Source organism: Methylobacterium sp. TK26, assembly GCF_055361565.1.
The window spans coordinates 3770180-3784693 of the sequence record NZ_CM143965.1 but is presented as its reverse complement, the minus strand read 5'-3'; the positions used below and the strand labels follow the sequence as shown (position 1 = coordinate 3784693).

Sequence of the window (14514 nt, the reverse complement as noted above, 5' to 3'; positions counted from 1 at the left end):
CTTCGGGTTGCAATGCGGCATGCTATGCCCTGATCTCGTTTTCGCGCAAGGGTGGAACCGCGAAATTGCCCCAAAGGACGCCTGTTCTGCCCAAGGGGGAGGCATGCGTGGAAGGTGGCGCCGTATGAGGCAACGGCCTCGGGAATCGGTTGACGCGGCGGGGCCCCGGCGGGCAACACCAATGGGCGGCCGGCTCTCAGCCGGATCACGGAGCCTCCGATTCGATGTCGTCCAAGCCGTCGCCCGTTTCGCCCCTCGCGCCCACCTCCTATCCCGACCTGCCGCCGGTCGCCGGGGTGCGCCTCGCCACCGCCCAGGCCGGCATCCGCTACAGCGGACGCACGGACGTGCTGTTCGTCGGGCTCGATGCCGGCACCCGGGCGGCGGGGGTGTTCACCCGCTCGAAATGCCCCTCCGCGCCGGTCGATTGGTGCCGTGACGCCCTCGCCAACGGCGGGGCCCGCGCCCTCGTGGTGAATTCGGGCAACGCCAACGCCTTCACCGGCCGGCTCGGCCGCGAGGCCGTGGCGCTCACCGCCCGGATCGCCGCGCAGGCCGCCGCCTGCGCCGAGGACGAGGTCTACATCGCCTCGACCGGGGTGATCGGCGAGCCGCTGCCGGCCGAGCGGTTCGAGGGCGTGCTCGCCGACTGCGCGGGCCGGGCGCGGGACGGCGCCGAGGCCTGGGCCGAGGCCGCCCATGCCATCATGACCACCGACACCTTCCCCAAGCTCGCCACCCGCGAGGCCGAGATCGGCGGCACCAAGGTGCGCATCAACGGCATCGCCAAGGGCGCGGGGATGATCGCCCCCGACATGGCGACGATGCTCGCCTTCGTGTTCACCGACGCCGCCCTGTCCCAGGGGGCGGCGCAGGCCCTGCTGGCGCAGGGCGCGAACGACAGCTTCAACTGCGTGACCGTCGATGGCGACACCTCGACCTCCGACACGCTGATGCTGTTCGCCACGGCCCAAGCCGGCAACGCCGAGGTGGCGGACGCCGCCGACCCGGCGCTCGCCGGGTTCAAGGCGGCCCTGGACGACCTGCTCGCGGAACTGGCGCAGCTCGTCGCCCGCGACGGCGAGGGCGCGCGCAAGTTCGTGACGGTGAAGGTCGGCGGCGCCGAGAGCGATGCCTCCGCCCACCGGATCGCGATGTCCATCGCCAACTCGCCGCTGGTGAAGACCGCCGTGGCCGGCGAGGACGCTAATTGGGGTCGCGTCGTGATGGCGGTCGGCAAGGCCGGCGAGCCCGCCGACCGCGACCGTCTCGCGATCTGGTTCGGGGATGTCCGCGTCGCCGTCGAGGGCGCCCGCGACCCCGCCTACAGCGAGGATGCGGCCAGCGCCGTGATGCGGGAGCCGGAGGTGGAGATCCGCGTCGACCTCGGCCTCGGTGCCGGCAAGGCGCGGGTGTGGACCTGCGACCTGACCAAGGGCTACATCGAGATCAACGGGGATTACCGCTCGTGAGGGCGGCGCCCCTCGCCCTCCTCGCCCTGCTGGCCGGCGGCGGGGCCGCCCGCGCCGACGACCGGCCCTGCGAGCGGCACGTCAGCGTCACCGGGCACGCCTCCTCCGCGCAGGCGCCGGATTTCGCCGAGGTCGCCGTCGGCATCGAGGCGAAGGGCGCCAACGCCGCCGCCGCCCTCGACGCCGCCTCGAAGGCCGTGGCGGGTCTCACCGCCATCGCCCGCGATGCCGGCCTGTCGTCGGCGGATATCGGCACGGCGGCGGTGAGCCTCCAGCCCGCCACCCGCGCGGTCAACCGGCCGGGGGGCGTCACCGAGGAGCCGGACGGCTACGCGGCGACCAACATCGTGCGGCTGCGCGTCGGCGACATGGGCCGCCTCGGCGACCTCCTGCGGCGGATTCTCGATTCGGGCGCGAACCGCATCGACGGCATCACCTTCGGCCTGCGCGATCCGGAGGCGGCCCGCGCCGCCCTGCAGGTCGCCGCCGCCAAGGATGCCCGCACCCGCGCCGCCGCCCTGGCCGAGGCCGTGGGCGCCAAGCTCGGGACCCTCTGCACCCTCACCGCCCTCGACACCGGCCCCGGGCCCTTCGCCATGCGCGCCATGGCGGCGCCCTCCCCGAAGGCGCGGCCGGTCCCCATCGAGGCCGGCAGCATCGAGAGCGCGGCCTCCGTCTCGGCCACCTTCGCCCTCGACCGATGAGCAGCCTTCGCCTCCTCCTCGTCGTGGCCGTGGCCCTCGTGGATGCGGACGGTCGCGTGCTGGTGAGCGAGCGCCCCGCCGGCAAGCAGCTCGCCGGCCTGTGGGAGTTCCCCGGCGGCAAGGTTGAGCCCGGCGAGCGCCCGGAGGAGACCCTGATCCGCGAGCTGGCGGAAGAGCTCGGCATCACGGTCGAAGAGCCCTGCCTCGCGCCCCTCACCTTCGCGAGCCACCCCTATCCCGACTTCCACCTGCTGATGCCGCTCTACGTCTGCCGCCGCTGGGAGGGCACGCCGCGCTCCCTGGAGGGGCAGGCCCTCAAATGGGTGCGCCCGAAGGCCTTGCGCGACCTCGCCATGCCCCCGGCCGACGCGCCGCTGATTCCGTTCCTCATCGACCTGCTCGGATAGCCACCGCAAAATATTTTTGCCGGCACCTCAAGTCGAAGCCGGGCGCGGAAATGCGTCCGGCTTCGTCGTTTCAAGCATTTCGCAACGCACCATTGCATACGGTTCGTGCTGCGGCCGCGAGAAAGGCAGGCTGACCCAGCAAATCAAAAAATTTGACGGGCGGAATCCCTGGCCACAAGTAAAATAAGCGCCGAACACGGGTCACCAAGAAACACCGGAGGAGGCGCCGCATGGACGTTCACGAGTACCAGGCCAAGGAGCTGCTCGCGAGCTTCGGCGTCGCGGTTCCGAAAGGCGCCATCGCCTTCAGCCCGGATCAGGCGGTCTACGCCGCCACCGAACTCGGCGGCTCCTTCTGGGCGGTGAAGGCGCAGATCCATGCCGGCGCCCGCGGCAAGGCCGGCGGCATCAAGCTCTGCCGCACCTACAACGACGTCCGCGACGCGGCCAAGGAACTCCTCGGCAAGCGCCTCGTCACGCACCAGACCGGGCCTGAGGGCAAGCCGGTCCAGCGCGTCTACGTCGAGACCGCCGACCCCTTCGAGCGCGAGTTGTATCTGGGCTTCGTCCTCGACCGGAAGGCCGAGCGCGTCCGCGTCATCGCCAGCCAGCGCGGCGGCATGGAGATCGAGCAGATCGCCGCCGAGGAGCCGCAGGCGCTGATCCAGGTCGTGGTGGAGCCCGCCGTCGGCCTGCAGCAGTTCCAGGCCCGCGAGATCGCGTTCAAGCTCGGCCTCAACATCAAGCAGGTCGCCGCCGCCGTGAAGACGATCATGAACGCCTACCGGGCGTTCCGCGATTGCGACGGCACGATGCTGGAGATCAACCCGCTGGTCGTCACCAAGGACGACCGGGTGCTGGCGCTCGACGCCAAGATGTCCTTCGACGACAACGCCCTGTTCCGCCGCCCCGGCATCGCGGACATGCACGACCCGTCCCAGGGCGACCCGCGCGAGGCCCAGGCCGCCGAGCACAACCTCAGCTACATTGGCCTCGAGGGTGAGATCGGCTGCATCGTCAACGGCGCCGGCCTGGCCATGGCCACGATGGACATGATCAAGCACGCCGGTGGTGAGCCGGCGAACTTCCTCGACGTGGGCGGCGGCGCCTCCCCCGAGCGCGTGGCGACCGCCTTCCGGCTGGTCCTCTCGGATCGCAACGTGAAGGCGATCCTCGTCAACATCTTCGCCGGCATCAACCGCTGCGACTGGGTGGCCGAGGGCGTCATCCAGGCCGCCCGCGAGGTGAAGATCGACGTGCCGCTGGTGGTGCGGCTGGCCGGCACGAACGTCGAGGCCGGCAAGAAAATCCTGGCCGAGAGCGGCCTCGACCTCATCACCGCCGACACGCTGACCGAGGCCGCGCGCAAGGCGGTCGACGCCTGCAACGCCGCCAAAAGCAACCGCTGAGCCAAGGGGGGAGATCGCGCCATGAGCATCCTCATCGACGAAACCACGCCGATCATCGTCCAGGGCATCACCGGCGACAAGGGCACCTTCCACGCCAAGGAGATGCTGGATTACGGCTCCAACGTCGTCGGCGGCGTCACGCCCGGCAAGGGCGGGCGCACCCATCTCGGCCTGCCGGTGTTCAACACCGTGAAGGAGGCCGTGGAGGCGACCGGCGCCACCACCTCGATCACCTTCGTCGCCCCGCCCTTCGCGGCGGACGCGATCATGGAGGCGGCCGATGCGGGCCTGCGCCTCGTCTGCTCCATCACCGACGGCATCCCCGCCCAGGACATGATGCGGGTGAAGCGCTACCTCTACCGCTACCCCAAGGAGAAGCGGACGATGGTGGTGGGCCCGAACTGCGCGGGCATCATCTCGCCCGGCAAGTCGATGCTCGGCATCATGCCCGGCCACATCTACCTGAAGGGCAATGTCGGCGTGATCTCGCGCTCCGGCACCCTCGGCTACGAGGCCGCCTCGCAGCTGAAGGAACTGGGCCTCGGCATCTCGACCTCGGTGGGCATCGGCGGCGACCCGATCAACGGCTCGTCCTTCCTCGACCACCTCGCCCTGTTCGAGATGGACCCGGACACCGACGCGGTGCTGATGATCGGCGAGATCGGCGGCCCGCAGGAGGCGGAGGCCTCGGCCTGGATCCGGGACAACATGTCGAAGCCGGTGATCGGCTTCGTGGCGGGCCTCACCGCCCCGAAGGGCCGCCGCATGGGCCATGCCGGCGCGATCATCTCGGCGACCGGCGACAGCGCCGCCGAGAAGGCCGAGATCATGAAGAGCTACGGCCTCACCGTGGCGCCGGACCCCGGCTCCTTCGGCCAGACCGTCGCCGACGTGCTCGCGCGGGCGGCCTGAAGCTCAGCCAGTGAGCCTTCTCCCATCCTGGGCCCCATCCTGAGGTAGCCCGGCCCCTGGAAGCCTCCTTCGAGGCGGCTGACGCCGCCCCTCAGGATGAGGTCGGCGGGTGGGAGAAGGCCGAGACCGTCGCGACGATTTCAAGAAAGAGGGCGACCCCATGCCCACGACGCTTCACGCCAGCCCCGCCTCGGTCACCGGCTTCGCGCCGCCGGTCATCACCGGCACCTCGTCCGAGGGCGCGCTGGACATCTTGTTCCAGGCCCTGCTCGACGTCGCCCGCCGGCACGATCCCGAGCTGGAGGCGGTGCTGCACGGCACCGCCGACATCTCGCGCTTCTCGCCGGAGATGCTGGCCCGCGCCCTCCAGGTGCAGGGGATCTGGTTCCAGCTGATCTCCATCGCGGAGCAGAACGCCGCCATGCGCCGCCGCCGGCACACCGAGCGGACGGAGGGGCGCGCCGCGCTCGGCGGCTCCTTCGCGAAGGTGTTCTCCGAGGCCCGCGCCCGGGGCATCCCCCGGGAGACGATCCAGGCGCTGCTCAACGACCTGCGTATCCGCCCGACGCTCACCGCCCACCCCACCGAGGGCAAGCGCGTGACCGTGCTGGAGAAGTTCCGCCGCATCTACCTCGTGCTGCGCGAACTGGAGATGCCGCGCTGGACCGACCGCGAGCGCAACGGCCTGATGAACGAGCTGCGCGACCAGATCGAACTGGTCTGGATGACCGGCGAGTTGCACCTCGAAAAGGCGACGGTGGAGCGCGAGGTCGCCTGGGGGCTGCACTTCTTCGACGAGTCGCTGTTCGAGATGCTGCCGGAGACCATGGTCTCCCTGGAAGAATCCCTGAGCGAGGCCTATCCCGACACCCCGTTCAAGGTGCCGCCCTTCTTCCAGTTCGGCTCGTGGATCGGCGGCGACCGGGACGGCAACCCCTTCGTCACGGCGGCGGTGACGCGCACCACCCTGCAGCGCAACGCCCTCGCCTCGCTGAGCCGCTACCGCGACGGCGTGCGCGAACTCGGCCGCACCCTCTCCCTCACCGAGCGGACGCTCCCCGTGCCCCCGGCCTTCCGCGAGGCCCTGGCGCACCAGCTGTCCGAGAGCGGGCAGGCGCGGGCCATCGAGCGCCGCAACCCCGGCGAGGCCTATCGCCAGTACCTGTCCTGCGTCCTGCGCAAGATCGAGGCGACCATCGCCCGTAACGAGGGGCGGCACCCGTCCGGCCCGGATTATCCGAGCGCGGACGGGCTGATCGAGGACCTGCGCACCCTGGAGCGGGGCCTCGCCGACGCGAAATGCAGCGCGCTGGCCCGCGACCTCGTGCGGCCGGTGCGGCGGATGGTGGAGATCTTCCGCTTCTCGACGGTGCGCCTCGACCTGCGCGAGAACACCACCCGCACCAGCGAGACCCTGCGCGCCCTGTGGCAGCAGGAGAACGGCGACGGCGAGCCCCCGGCGCTGGACAGCCCGCACTGGCGGAGCTGGCTCGACGCCAGCCTCGCCCGGCCGCGCAACCCCGAGCGCTCCTTCGAGAACCTGCCGGACGCCGCCCGCGAGACGCTGGCCACCTTCGCCCTCGTGGCCGAGATGCGCGAGAACCTCGACCGCGAGGCCTTCGGCGCCTTCGTCCTGTCGATGACCCGCTCGGTGCCGGACATCCTCGGCGCCTACCTGCTCGCCAAGGAAGCGGGGGTGTTCCTCGACGCATCGGGCACCGAGATCTGCCCGCTGCCGATCGTGCCGCTGTTCGAGACCATCGACGACCTGCGCGCCGCCCCCGCCATCATGCGCGAATTGCTCGCCGTGCCGGTGGTGCGCCGCTCCACCCGCTGGCAGGGCGGGGTGCAGGAGGTGATGATCGGCTATTCCGACTCGAACAAGGATGGCGGCTTCGTCGCGGCGAACTGGGAACTCTACAAGGCGCAGAGCAAGCTCACGCGGCTGGGCCAGGAACTCGGCGTGCCGATCGCCTTCTTCCACGGGCGCGGCGGCTCGGTGAGCCGGGGCGGCGTGCCGACCCATCGCGGCATCGCGGCCCAGCCGCCGGGCTCGATCCGGGGACGCTTCCGCATCACCGAGCAGGGCGAGGTCGTCTCGTTCAAATACGCGAACCGGGGCACCGCCGCCTACCAGATGGAACTGCTCGCGGCCTCGGTGTTCGAGCACGCGCTCGCCGGCGAGGGCAACGGCCAGCCCGCGGGGCACGACGACGCCCTGGAAGCCCTCGCGGGGGCCTCGCGGGCGGCCTACGTCAACCTGCTCAACACGCAGGGCCTCGTCGATTACTTCCAGGCCGCGAGCCCGCTGGACGAGATCGCGCTCCTCAACATCGGCTCGCGCCCGGCCCGGCGCTTCGGCGCCCGCTCGCTCTCGGACCTGCGGGCGATCCCGTGGGTGTTCGCGTGGTCGCAGAACCGGCACGTCGTGACCGGCTGGTACGGCGTCGGCTCGGGGCTCGCGAGCTTCATCGACGTGCGCGGCCGGGAGGGCGAGGCCACCCTGAAGCGGTTGTTCGCCGACTCACGGGTGCTGCGCCTCGTGCTGGACGAGGTCGAGAAGACGCTGCTGATGGTCGATCTCGACATCGCCCGCGCCTATGCCGGCCTCGTGCCGGATGCGGGCATCCGCGACCGGATCTTCTCCGCCATCGAGGCCGAATACGCCCTGACGCGGGAGATGGTGCTGCGGGTGAGCGGCGGCTCGGAACTGGCCGAGCGCTTCCCCCTGTTCCGCGACCGCCTGAAGGGGCGGCTGCCGACGATCAACCAAGTCTCCCGCGAGCAGGTCGAACTGCTCGCCCGCTACCGCAGCGAGACGGACGAGGACCGGAAGGAGGCGGTGAAATCCGCCCTGCTCCTGTCGATCAACTGCATCGCCGTCGGCTTCGGGGCGACCGGGTGAGCGCGACGCCCCGGCGGCCCTGTTCGGAAGGGTCGGCGGCCCCAGTTGAAACCCCAGCGCGCCACATCCCACCCGCGCGGGACGAGACCACCCAAGGAGGAAAACAAGAATGAGCTTTACCCTGATCCAGCAGGCCAAGGCGCGCCTGCACCGCTCGGAACTCGCCGTCCCCGGCTCGAACCCGACCTTCATGGAGAAGTCGGCCTCCTCGGCCGCCGACGTGATCTTCCTCGACCTCGAGGATGCCGTCGCGCCCGACGACAAGGAGCAGGCCCGCAAGAACATCATCCAGGCGCTGAACGACCTGGATTGGGGCAACAAGACCATGATGATCCGCATCAACGGTCTCGACACCCACTACATGTACCGGGACGTGGTGGACATCGTGGAGGCCTGCCCGCGCCTCGACATGATCCTGATCCCCAAGGTCGGCGTGCCGGCCGACGTCTACGCCATCGACGTGCTCACCACCCAGATCGAGCAGGCCAAGAAGCGCGAGAAGAAGATCGGCTTCGAGGTGCTGATCGAGACCGCGCTCGGCATGGCCAACGTGGAGGCTATCGCCCAGTCGTCCAAGCGCCTGGAGGCCATGTCCTTCGGCGTGGCCGACTACGCCGCCTCGACCCGCGCCCGCTCCACCGTGATCGGCGGCGTGAACCCCGACTTCTCGGTGCTCACCGACAAGGACGAGTCCGGCTCCCGCCAGACCCATTGGCAGGACCCGTGGCTGTTCGCCCAGAACCGGATGCTGGTGGCCTGCCGCGCCTACGGCCTGCGCCCGATCGACGGCCCGTTCGGCGACTTCTCCGATCCGGACGGCTACCGCTCGGCGGCCCGCCGCTGTTCGGCCCTGGGCTTCGAGGGCAAGTGGGCGATCCACCCGAGCCAGATCGAGCTCGCCAACGAGGTGTTCACCCCCTCCGAGGCCGAAGTGACCAAGGCCCGCCGCATCCTGGAAGCCATGCAGGAGGCCGCCAAGGCCGGGCGCGGCGCCGTCTCCCTCGACGGCCGCCTCATCGACATCGCCTCGATCCGCATGGCCGAGGCGCTGATCGAGAAGGCCGACGCGATGCGCTGACCGCGCACACCGGATAGGAGGCGTGACTTCGGTTGCGCCTTCTGTCCGCCCTGATAGGGATATTGTCGCGGGCCTGACCAGCCCGCCCGTGATGGGCCGCACGCGGCCGGTTGCGGCCGGGAGTGAAGCGAATGGTCTTCGCTTTGGTGGTCGTCAGGAGAGGAAACGGCGAGTGGAGAGTTCACCTCCGCCTCGCCGTTCACCCAATCGTCCTGAAATGGCTGAGCCCTAACGGGTGATCGCCAGGAGCCGGTGTAGCCATCACCGGCTCCGCTCCCGAAGATAAGCGAAGTCGCGCGCCGCGCCAAGAACCGGGGGGCTTTCCCCTAAAGTCGGTGGACCGCCCGTCAGAACGGGCGGTCGTCCGGTAACCGGGCGGCGGCGATTTCCTCCGGCGTGGGGTCGCGCCGCAGGGTGATACCCTCGCGCCAGGTCTCCGCGATGAGGCCGAGCCGGGCGAAGCCGTCGAGCCAGCCGTCCATCGGCCAGATCCCGTGGCGGTCGTGAAAACGCTGCGCATTGGCGACGATGTCGCGAAAATGCTGCAGGGGCGGGTCGTAGGCCGCATGGTGCTGGTGGAAGGCCAGCGGGCCGCCGAGGAACAGGATCGGCACCCCCGCAGCGTCCGCGCGGAAGGCGAGGTCCGTGTCCTCCGCGCCGTAGCCGGCAAAGCTTTCGTCGAACCCGCCGAGCCGGTCGTAGGTCGAGGCCCGCACCGCGAAGGCCAGCGACCAGAACAGGCCGGGTTGCGGCGAGGGGACGATCCCCGATTCGGGGAAGTGCCGCACCGGATGCAGATGCCCCGCCGCCGCGAGGTCTTCCTCGTGCCAGCCGTCCCGCACGGCGCCCGCCGGGAGGTAGCGCACCGCGCAGCAGATCAGCCCGTCCCGCTCCGCGACCGCCGCCGCGAGGCCCGCGACGAGATCCGCCGAGGGGATGCAATCGACATCGAGATAGACCAGCGTGTCCGCCGCGCCCGCCGCGCGGCGACCGGCATTGCGGGCCGCCGCCAGGGGCAGGCCCTCGCCCGCGAGGGGGACGCGCTCCACGGGGAAGGGCAGCGGCGGCAGAGGCGTCGTGTCCCCGCCCATCTCCACGACGATGCAGCGATCCGGCGCCCGGCCCTTGGCGAGCCCTTCGAGGAGCCGTGCGAGATGCGCCCCCCGCCCCTTGTTCAGGGTGACGACCGCGAGGCTCATGCGGGGACCGCCACGAAGCGCTCGCTCGGCCCGCAGAGGCGTTCGATCATCGCCGGCTCCAGGCGGAAGCCGGTGGGGTCGTCGCTGATGAGGTCGGTGGTCTGCGAGGCGTGGGCGTGGACCGCCTCCGCCTTGGTCGCCGCGTAAGCCGACACGTCGAGGCGCATCCCCTGCGGCGGGGGGCCGACCTCGGTCTCCGGCGGCAGGGTCCAGCCCCAGACGGGGTATTCGTAGATCGCCACCCCCGGCATGTGGCGCCGGGCGAGGCCGACGATGGCGGCGGAGGCCCTGTGGTCGCAATGGGGATCGTGCCGCCACGTCACGAACACGGCGCTCGCCGCCCCCGCCCGCGCCGCCTCGGCCACGGCGAGCGCCGCCGCCTCGGCCTGGTGCCCCGCGCTCGGGACATGGGCGTCGGGCAGGCGCAGGAAGGTGACGTGGGCGGGGTCCATGCCGAGCACCGTGACGGCGCGGCGGGTCTCGTCCTCGCGCAGGGAACGCAGCCGCTCGGGCGGGTAGAGGGCCGAATGGGTGTGCGAGCCGCAGCCGTCGCTCACCACGACGAGGCGCACGTCGCGGCCCTCGGCGCGGGCGGCGGCGATGAGCCCGCCGCAGCCGAGGCTCTCGTCGTCCGGATGCGGCGCGACCACGACGAGGCCGCCGGGCCCCGCCAGGGCGTCGAGGGTGCCGAACGGCAGGGAATCGGCGGCGGCGAGGAAATCGTCGGCACGCATCGCGGTCGGGGCTCTCCAGGTTCGGCCGGACCATCGGTCAGGCCGGCTGAACGGGCCCTGAGCGCTAGCGGTCGTTCTCGGTCGTCAGGTTGCCGAGCCGCGTGCCCTCGTCGAAGCCCCGCGCCTCGCCGAGGCTCACCCCCGGATGGGGTGATTCGGTGAAGACGATGCCGGCGGCGGTCAGCGCGCTGCGCAGCACCTCGATCTGCCCCGAGGGCGAATCACCGTAGCCGTTCTCGAAACTGCTCACGAGGGAGGCCTCGCAGCCCGCCTTCTCCGCGAGCTCCGCCTCGGACCAGCCGAGCAGCCCCCGCGCCGCCCGCGACTGCGCCGGACTCATCGCCAAGGGCACCGCGCCGCTCTGGACGCCTTCGTCGGATCCCGTCACGCCAACCCTCCCGTCACTGCGTCCACAACGGCGTGCGCACGGCAACGTTTCCCTGCGGCGCCCGCCATGATCATAATTGTGCTGAAATTCGCCGCCATGGACGCCGACGCCGGAACCGCCGGGGGGCGGGCGCCGGACGTCTAATCCGCGCGAACGCGCGACTGAAGGGGCAGAACGATGAGAGCGGTGCTGATCGCCACGCTGGCCTGTACCGTGACGGCCGTGGGCGTGTTCGCGACGAGCGAGGCGCAGGCGCAGATGGGCGGTCCGTCCACGGGTTACGGCAAGGGCTATCGCCGCCCCGGCGGCGAGGAGGGCAAGAAGCCTCAATACGTGCCGGGTACCAAGGCGCAGGAAAAGAACTTCCCCCTCGATTCCACCTGGACGGCGGTGAGCCTGAACGGCAAGCCCTTCGGCGGCGCCGACCGGCCGAGCTTCATCGTGGACAAGCAGTACCGCGCCCGCGGCTACGGCGGCTGCAACACCTTCGCGGCCACCGCCTTCCCCCTCAAGGAGCAGCACATCGCGGTGGGGCCCCTCGCCCTCACCAAGAAGGCCTGCGACAAGTCCCTGGCCGCCACCGAACAGGCGTTCTTCGTCGCCCTGCGGACGGCAGCCGCCTGGGACCTCGTCGGCTCGCAGCTGGTGCTGAAGAGCCCGAACGGCGAGCTCAAGTTCGACCGCGCCCTGTAAGAATCTGTTCATGACGATCCCGGAAAGCCGCCCCGGTTGAGGCGGCTTTCAGGGCTTGCGGTATTCTCTACGTCCCGCGACAGGGAGGTGGCGTATGCCGGTCGGATCGGGTGCAGGACGAGGCGATGCGGCCGGGCGTGCCCCGGCTCCGGTGAGCGCCGCCGGACCCCGCGGTTTCAACCCCCTTGCCCTGTGGATCGCCGCCGCCTCGCCGGTCGCCGCGACCCTGCTCCTTCTCTCGCGGCTGGCCGCCTGATCCGGCCTCCCGCCACCCGGTGAACGCCATCCCCGACGCCGATCCGAAGCCCGCCGCCCCCCGGCGCGGCGCCCTCCTGCTGCTCGGGCTGCTGCCGCCCCTGGCGCTCGGCCTGCTGTGGGAAGGGGGCGTCGCGGCGGACCTGTTCTCCGGCCGGCTGCTACCGCCGCCGAGCCGGATCGGCGCGACCCTCTGGGGCCTCGCCGCCTCGGGCGACCTCGCCATCCATGTCCAGGCGACGCTGGCCCGCGTCGGCCTCGGCTTCGCCTTCGGGGCGCTGGCGGGCATCCTGGCCGGCGCCCTGGTCGCCACCCTGCCCCGCCTGCGCGCCCTCATCGATCCGAGCCTGCAGGCGCTCCGCGCGGTGCCCTCCCTCGCCTGGGTGCCGCTGTTCATCCTGTGGTTCGGCATCCTGGAGACGCCGAAGGTGCTGCTGATCGCGGTGGGCGTGTTCTTCCCGGTCTATGTCGGGGTGGCGGGCGCCATCGCCTCGGTGGACCGCAAGCTCGTGGAGGTCGGCCGCGTGTTCCGCCTGTCGAAGGCGGCGCAGGTCCGGCGGATCCTGCTCCCGGCCGTGCTGCCGGCCACCCTCACCGCCCTGCGGACGGGGCTGGGCCTCGGCTTCCTGTTCGTGGTGGCGGCGGAACTGATGGGCGCGTCCGAGGGCCTGGGCTACCTGCTGGTCGATGGCCAGCAATTCGGCAAGCCGGACCAGATCCTGGCCGCGATCATCGCCTTCGCCGTGGTCGGCAAGCTCGCCGACGCGCTCCTCGTCGGCCTCACCGCGCCGCTGGTGCGCTGGCAGGATACGGCGCGCGATTCGCTCTGATCAGCGCTCGCGGCGCTCGCCGGGGGCGTCGGGGCCGCCATCGTCGCGGTGCTCGTCCCGCGCCGGGCGGGGATTGGGCGATTCGACCGGCGGAAAGAGCCGCGCCAGCCCCGCGGCGACGCCGTAGAGGACGGGATCGGCATTCGGGCCGTCGAGCGGCGGGTGGAGATCACTCTTGAGCATGGTCGGGGTCCGGCCTTCGCAACGGATGGCGATCACCGGCCTTCACACCATTGACGGTCAGCGCTAGCTCAATGCGGCACGCGCGACTTTGTTGCAGGACGCTCCAACTTTTTCCCACGGAAGAGCTTTTTTCCTTCACCAAGCCGCGCGTGATGGCACCCGTGAGGGGAAAGAACTCAGCCCCGGCGGCGGAGGATCACCGCCTCGGGCGGGGCCGGCAGGGGGCAGGCGACGGGCCGCACGGTCATGATCACCGCGCTCCGGCACTGGGCCCGGCAGCCCTGCGCGGCCTCGATCTGATCGCGCCCGCAGCCCTCCGCGAAGCAGAGGCGGCCGAGATCCTCGCAGGTGGCGAGGAAGCGGCCGAGCGGCGCCGGCCGCAGCAGGTCGGCCGCCGGGGCGGGCGCGGCGGCGAGCAGACCCAAGAGACCGACAGCGAGCTTCCAACGTGTCATCGCGCCCTCCGGGGCCCCACTTAGCATTGGCAGGCCGGACTCACCTGTGCCATTCCCGCGACAGGGAGCGGGGACCGGGAACGGCCCTCAACACGATCGGAGCGCGGCGTGCTCGCCATTGGCGACCTGACCAAGACCTATGCCGACGGCACGCGGGCGCTGGAGGGCATCGCGCTCACCGTGCCGGCGGGGGAGATCCTGGCCCTGGTCGGCGGCTCCGGCTGCGGCAAGACCACCCTGCTCCGCCTGATCGCGGGCCTCGACCGGCCGAGCGCGGGGGCGATCACCCTCGACGGCGAGGCCATCGCCGGCCCCCATCCCGGCGTCGGGCTGGTGTTCCAGGAGCCGCGCCTGCTGCCCTGGCTCGATGTCGCCGCCAATGTCGGCTTCGGCCTGGCCGACCTGAAGCGCGGCGAGCGCCGGGCGCGGGTGATGCACGCCCTGGAGCGGGTCGGCCTCGCGGACCATGCCGGGCGCTGGCCCCGCGACCTCTCGGGCGGCCAGCAGCAGCGGGTCTCCATCGCCCGCGCCTTCGTGGCCGAGCCCCGGGTGCTGCTCCTCGACGAGCCGTTCTCGGCGCTCGACGCCTTCACCCGCAAGGACCTGCACGGGCATCTCCTCGCCCTGTGGGAGGAGCACCGGCCGACGGTCGTGCTCGTCACGCACGATGTCGGGGAGGCAGTGGCTCTGGCCGACCGGGCGGTGGTGATGCGCCCCCGTCCCGGACGCCTCGACGAGACGATCCGCATCGGCCTGCCGCGCCCGCGCGATCCGGCCTCGCCGCAGAGCGAGGCGTCGGTGCGCGCGATCCTCGCCGCCCTCGACCGTTCGCTGAAACCCACGCCGGCCCGCGCCGACGCCGCCCCCACCAACGCCAACTGGTGGTAGCC

Annotated in this window: 15 protein-coding genes; 10 read left to right on the top strand and 5 right to left on the bottom strand. The window is 71.4% G+C overall.

What is annotated here, in order from left to right; translation table 11 throughout:
* Positions 1–224: 224 nt before the first annotated feature.
* The 7 genes from argJ (at position 225) to ACXJ1Y_RS18385 (ending at position 8887) form a co-directional block, all read left to right on the top strand.
* On the top strand, positions 225–1472 hold the full coding sequence (argJ, locus tag ACXJ1Y_RS18415; protein ID WP_463847577.1) for a bifunctional glutamate N-acetyltransferase/amino-acid acetyltransferase ArgJ: 1248 nt from the start codon (positions 225–227) through the stop codon (positions 1470–1472).
* On the top strand, positions 1469–2176 hold the full coding sequence (locus ACXJ1Y_RS18410; RefSeq protein WP_463847576.1) for an SIMPL domain-containing protein: 708 nt from the start codon (positions 1469–1471) through the stop codon (positions 2174–2176). Before argJ ends, ACXJ1Y_RS18410 begins: the two co-directional genes overlap by 4 nt.
* A complete protein-coding gene (locus ACXJ1Y_RS18405; RefSeq protein WP_463847575.1) occupies positions 2173–2583 on the top strand; it encodes a (deoxy)nucleoside triphosphate pyrophosphohydrolase in 411 nt (136 codons plus the stop codon). The genes ACXJ1Y_RS18410 and ACXJ1Y_RS18405 overlap by 4 nt, the downstream gene beginning before the upstream one ends.
* A gap of 230 nt (positions 2584–2813) precedes the next feature.
* A complete protein-coding gene (locus ACXJ1Y_RS18400; protein ID WP_463847574.1) occupies positions 2814–3992 on the top strand; it encodes a malate--CoA ligase subunit beta in 1179 nt (392 codons plus the stop codon).
* Positions 3993–4013: 21 nt separating this feature from the next.
* Positions 4014–4904: a succinate--CoA ligase subunit alpha gene (gene sucD, locus ACXJ1Y_RS18395; protein WP_243959259.1), complete on the top strand. Its 891-nt coding sequence runs from the start codon at positions 4014–4016 to the stop codon at positions 4902–4904.
* 160 nt (positions 4905–5064) lie between these two features.
* Positions 5065–7809, top strand: coding sequence for a phosphoenolpyruvate carboxylase (locus ACXJ1Y_RS18390; protein ID WP_463847573.1), 2745 nt, complete (start codon positions 5065–5067; stop codon positions 7807–7809).
* 109 nt (positions 7810–7918) lie between these two features.
* Positions 7919–8887: an HpcH/HpaI aldolase/citrate lyase family protein gene (locus ACXJ1Y_RS18385; RefSeq protein WP_463847572.1), complete on the top strand. Its 969-nt coding sequence runs from the start codon at positions 7919–7921 to the stop codon at positions 8885–8887.
* Between the two features lie 347 nt (positions 8888–9234).
* On the opposite strand, the gene ACXJ1Y_RS18380 is transcribed toward ACXJ1Y_RS18385, so the two are convergent.
* The 3 genes from ACXJ1Y_RS18380 to ACXJ1Y_RS18370 all read right to left on the bottom strand — a co-directional run bounded on the left by ACXJ1Y_RS18380 (position 9235) and on the right by ACXJ1Y_RS18370 (position 11208).
* Positions 9235–10086, bottom strand: a complete 852-nt coding sequence (locus ACXJ1Y_RS18380; RefSeq protein ID WP_463847571.1) for a glycosyltransferase family 2 protein — start codon at positions 10084–10086, stop codon at positions 9235–9237.
* A complete protein-coding gene (locus ACXJ1Y_RS18375; protein WP_463847570.1) occupies positions 10083–10820 on the bottom strand; it encodes a PIG-L deacetylase family protein in 738 nt (245 codons plus the stop codon). Before ACXJ1Y_RS18375 ends, ACXJ1Y_RS18380 begins: the two co-directional genes overlap by 4 nt.
* Positions 10821–10884: 64 nt before the next feature.
* Positions 10885–11208 (bottom strand): helix-turn-helix domain-containing protein, encoded by a 324-nt coding sequence (locus tag ACXJ1Y_RS18370; protein ID WP_463847569.1) that lies wholly within the window; start codon positions 11206–11208, stop codon positions 10885–10887.
* Between the two features lie 177 nt (positions 11209–11385).
* Here ACXJ1Y_RS18370 and ACXJ1Y_RS18365 point away from each other — a divergent pair, with 177 nt between their 5' ends.
* On the top strand, positions 11386–11901 hold the full coding sequence (locus ACXJ1Y_RS18365; protein ID WP_463847568.1) for an META domain-containing protein: 516 nt from the start codon (positions 11386–11388) through the stop codon (positions 11899–11901).
* 284 nt (positions 11902–12185) lie between these two features.
* Entirely contained in the window at positions 12186–12986 is an 801-nt protein-coding gene (locus ACXJ1Y_RS18360; protein WP_463850164.1) for an ABC transporter permease, read from the top strand.
* Here ACXJ1Y_RS18360 and ACXJ1Y_RS18355 read toward each other — a convergent pair whose 3' ends face one another.
* Positions 12987–13169 carry a hypothetical protein gene (locus ACXJ1Y_RS18355; RefSeq protein WP_463847567.1) on the bottom strand — a complete coding sequence of 61 codons (183 nt, stop codon included), beginning with the start codon at positions 13167–13169 and terminating at the stop codon, positions 12987–12989.
* A gap of 176 nt (positions 13170–13345) precedes the next feature.
* A complete protein-coding gene (locus tag ACXJ1Y_RS18350; RefSeq protein ID WP_463847566.1) occupies positions 13346–13624 on the bottom strand; it encodes a hypothetical protein in 279 nt (92 codons plus the stop codon).
* A gap of 108 nt (positions 13625–13732) precedes the next feature.
* Here ACXJ1Y_RS18350 and ACXJ1Y_RS18345 point away from each other — a divergent pair, with 108 nt between their 5' ends.
* Positions 13733–14512, top strand: coding sequence for an ABC transporter ATP-binding protein (locus tag ACXJ1Y_RS18345; protein WP_463847565.1), 780 nt, complete (start codon positions 13733–13735; stop codon positions 14510–14512).
* Positions 14513–14514: the final 2 nt, after the last annotated feature.

Coding starts and splice junctions, on each gene's coding strand:
- argJ (WP_463847577.1), top strand. CDS start 225: ATGTCGTCCAAGCCGTCGCCCGTTTCGCCCCTCGCGCCCACCTCCTAT.
- ACXJ1Y_RS18405 (WP_463847575.1), top strand. CDS start 2,173: ATGAGCAGCCTTCGCCTCCTCCTCGTCGTGGCCGTGGCCCTCGTGGAT.
- ACXJ1Y_RS18400 (WP_463847574.1), top strand. CDS start 2,814: ATGGACGTTCACGAGTACCAGGCCAAGGAGCTGCTCGCGAGCTTCGGC.
- sucD (WP_243959259.1), top strand. CDS start 4,014: ATGAGCATCCTCATCGACGAAACCACGCCGATCATCGTCCAGGGCATC.
- ACXJ1Y_RS18390 (WP_463847573.1), top strand. CDS start 5,065: ATGCCCACGACGCTTCACGCCAGCCCCGCCTCGGTCACCGGCTTCGCG.
- ACXJ1Y_RS18385 (WP_463847572.1), top strand. CDS start 7,919: ATGAGCTTTACCCTGATCCAGCAGGCCAAGGCGCGCCTGCACCGCTCG.
- ACXJ1Y_RS18380 (WP_463847571.1), bottom strand. CDS start 10,086: ATGAGCCTCGCGGTCGTCACCCTGAACAAGGGGCGGGGGGCGCATCTC.
- ACXJ1Y_RS18375 (WP_463847570.1), bottom strand. CDS start 10,820: ATGCGTGCCGACGATTTCCTCGCCGCCGCCGATTCCCTGCCGTTCGGC.
- ACXJ1Y_RS18365 (WP_463847568.1), top strand. CDS start 11,386: ATGAGAGCGGTGCTGATCGCCACGCTGGCCTGTACCGTGACGGCCGTG.
- ACXJ1Y_RS18355 (WP_463847567.1), bottom strand. CDS start 13,169: ATGCTCAAGAGTGATCTCCACCCGCCGCTCGACGGCCCGAATGCCGAT.
- ACXJ1Y_RS18350 (WP_463847566.1), bottom strand. CDS start 13,624: ATGACACGTTGGAAGCTCGCTGTCGGTCTCTTGGGTCTGCTCGCCGCC.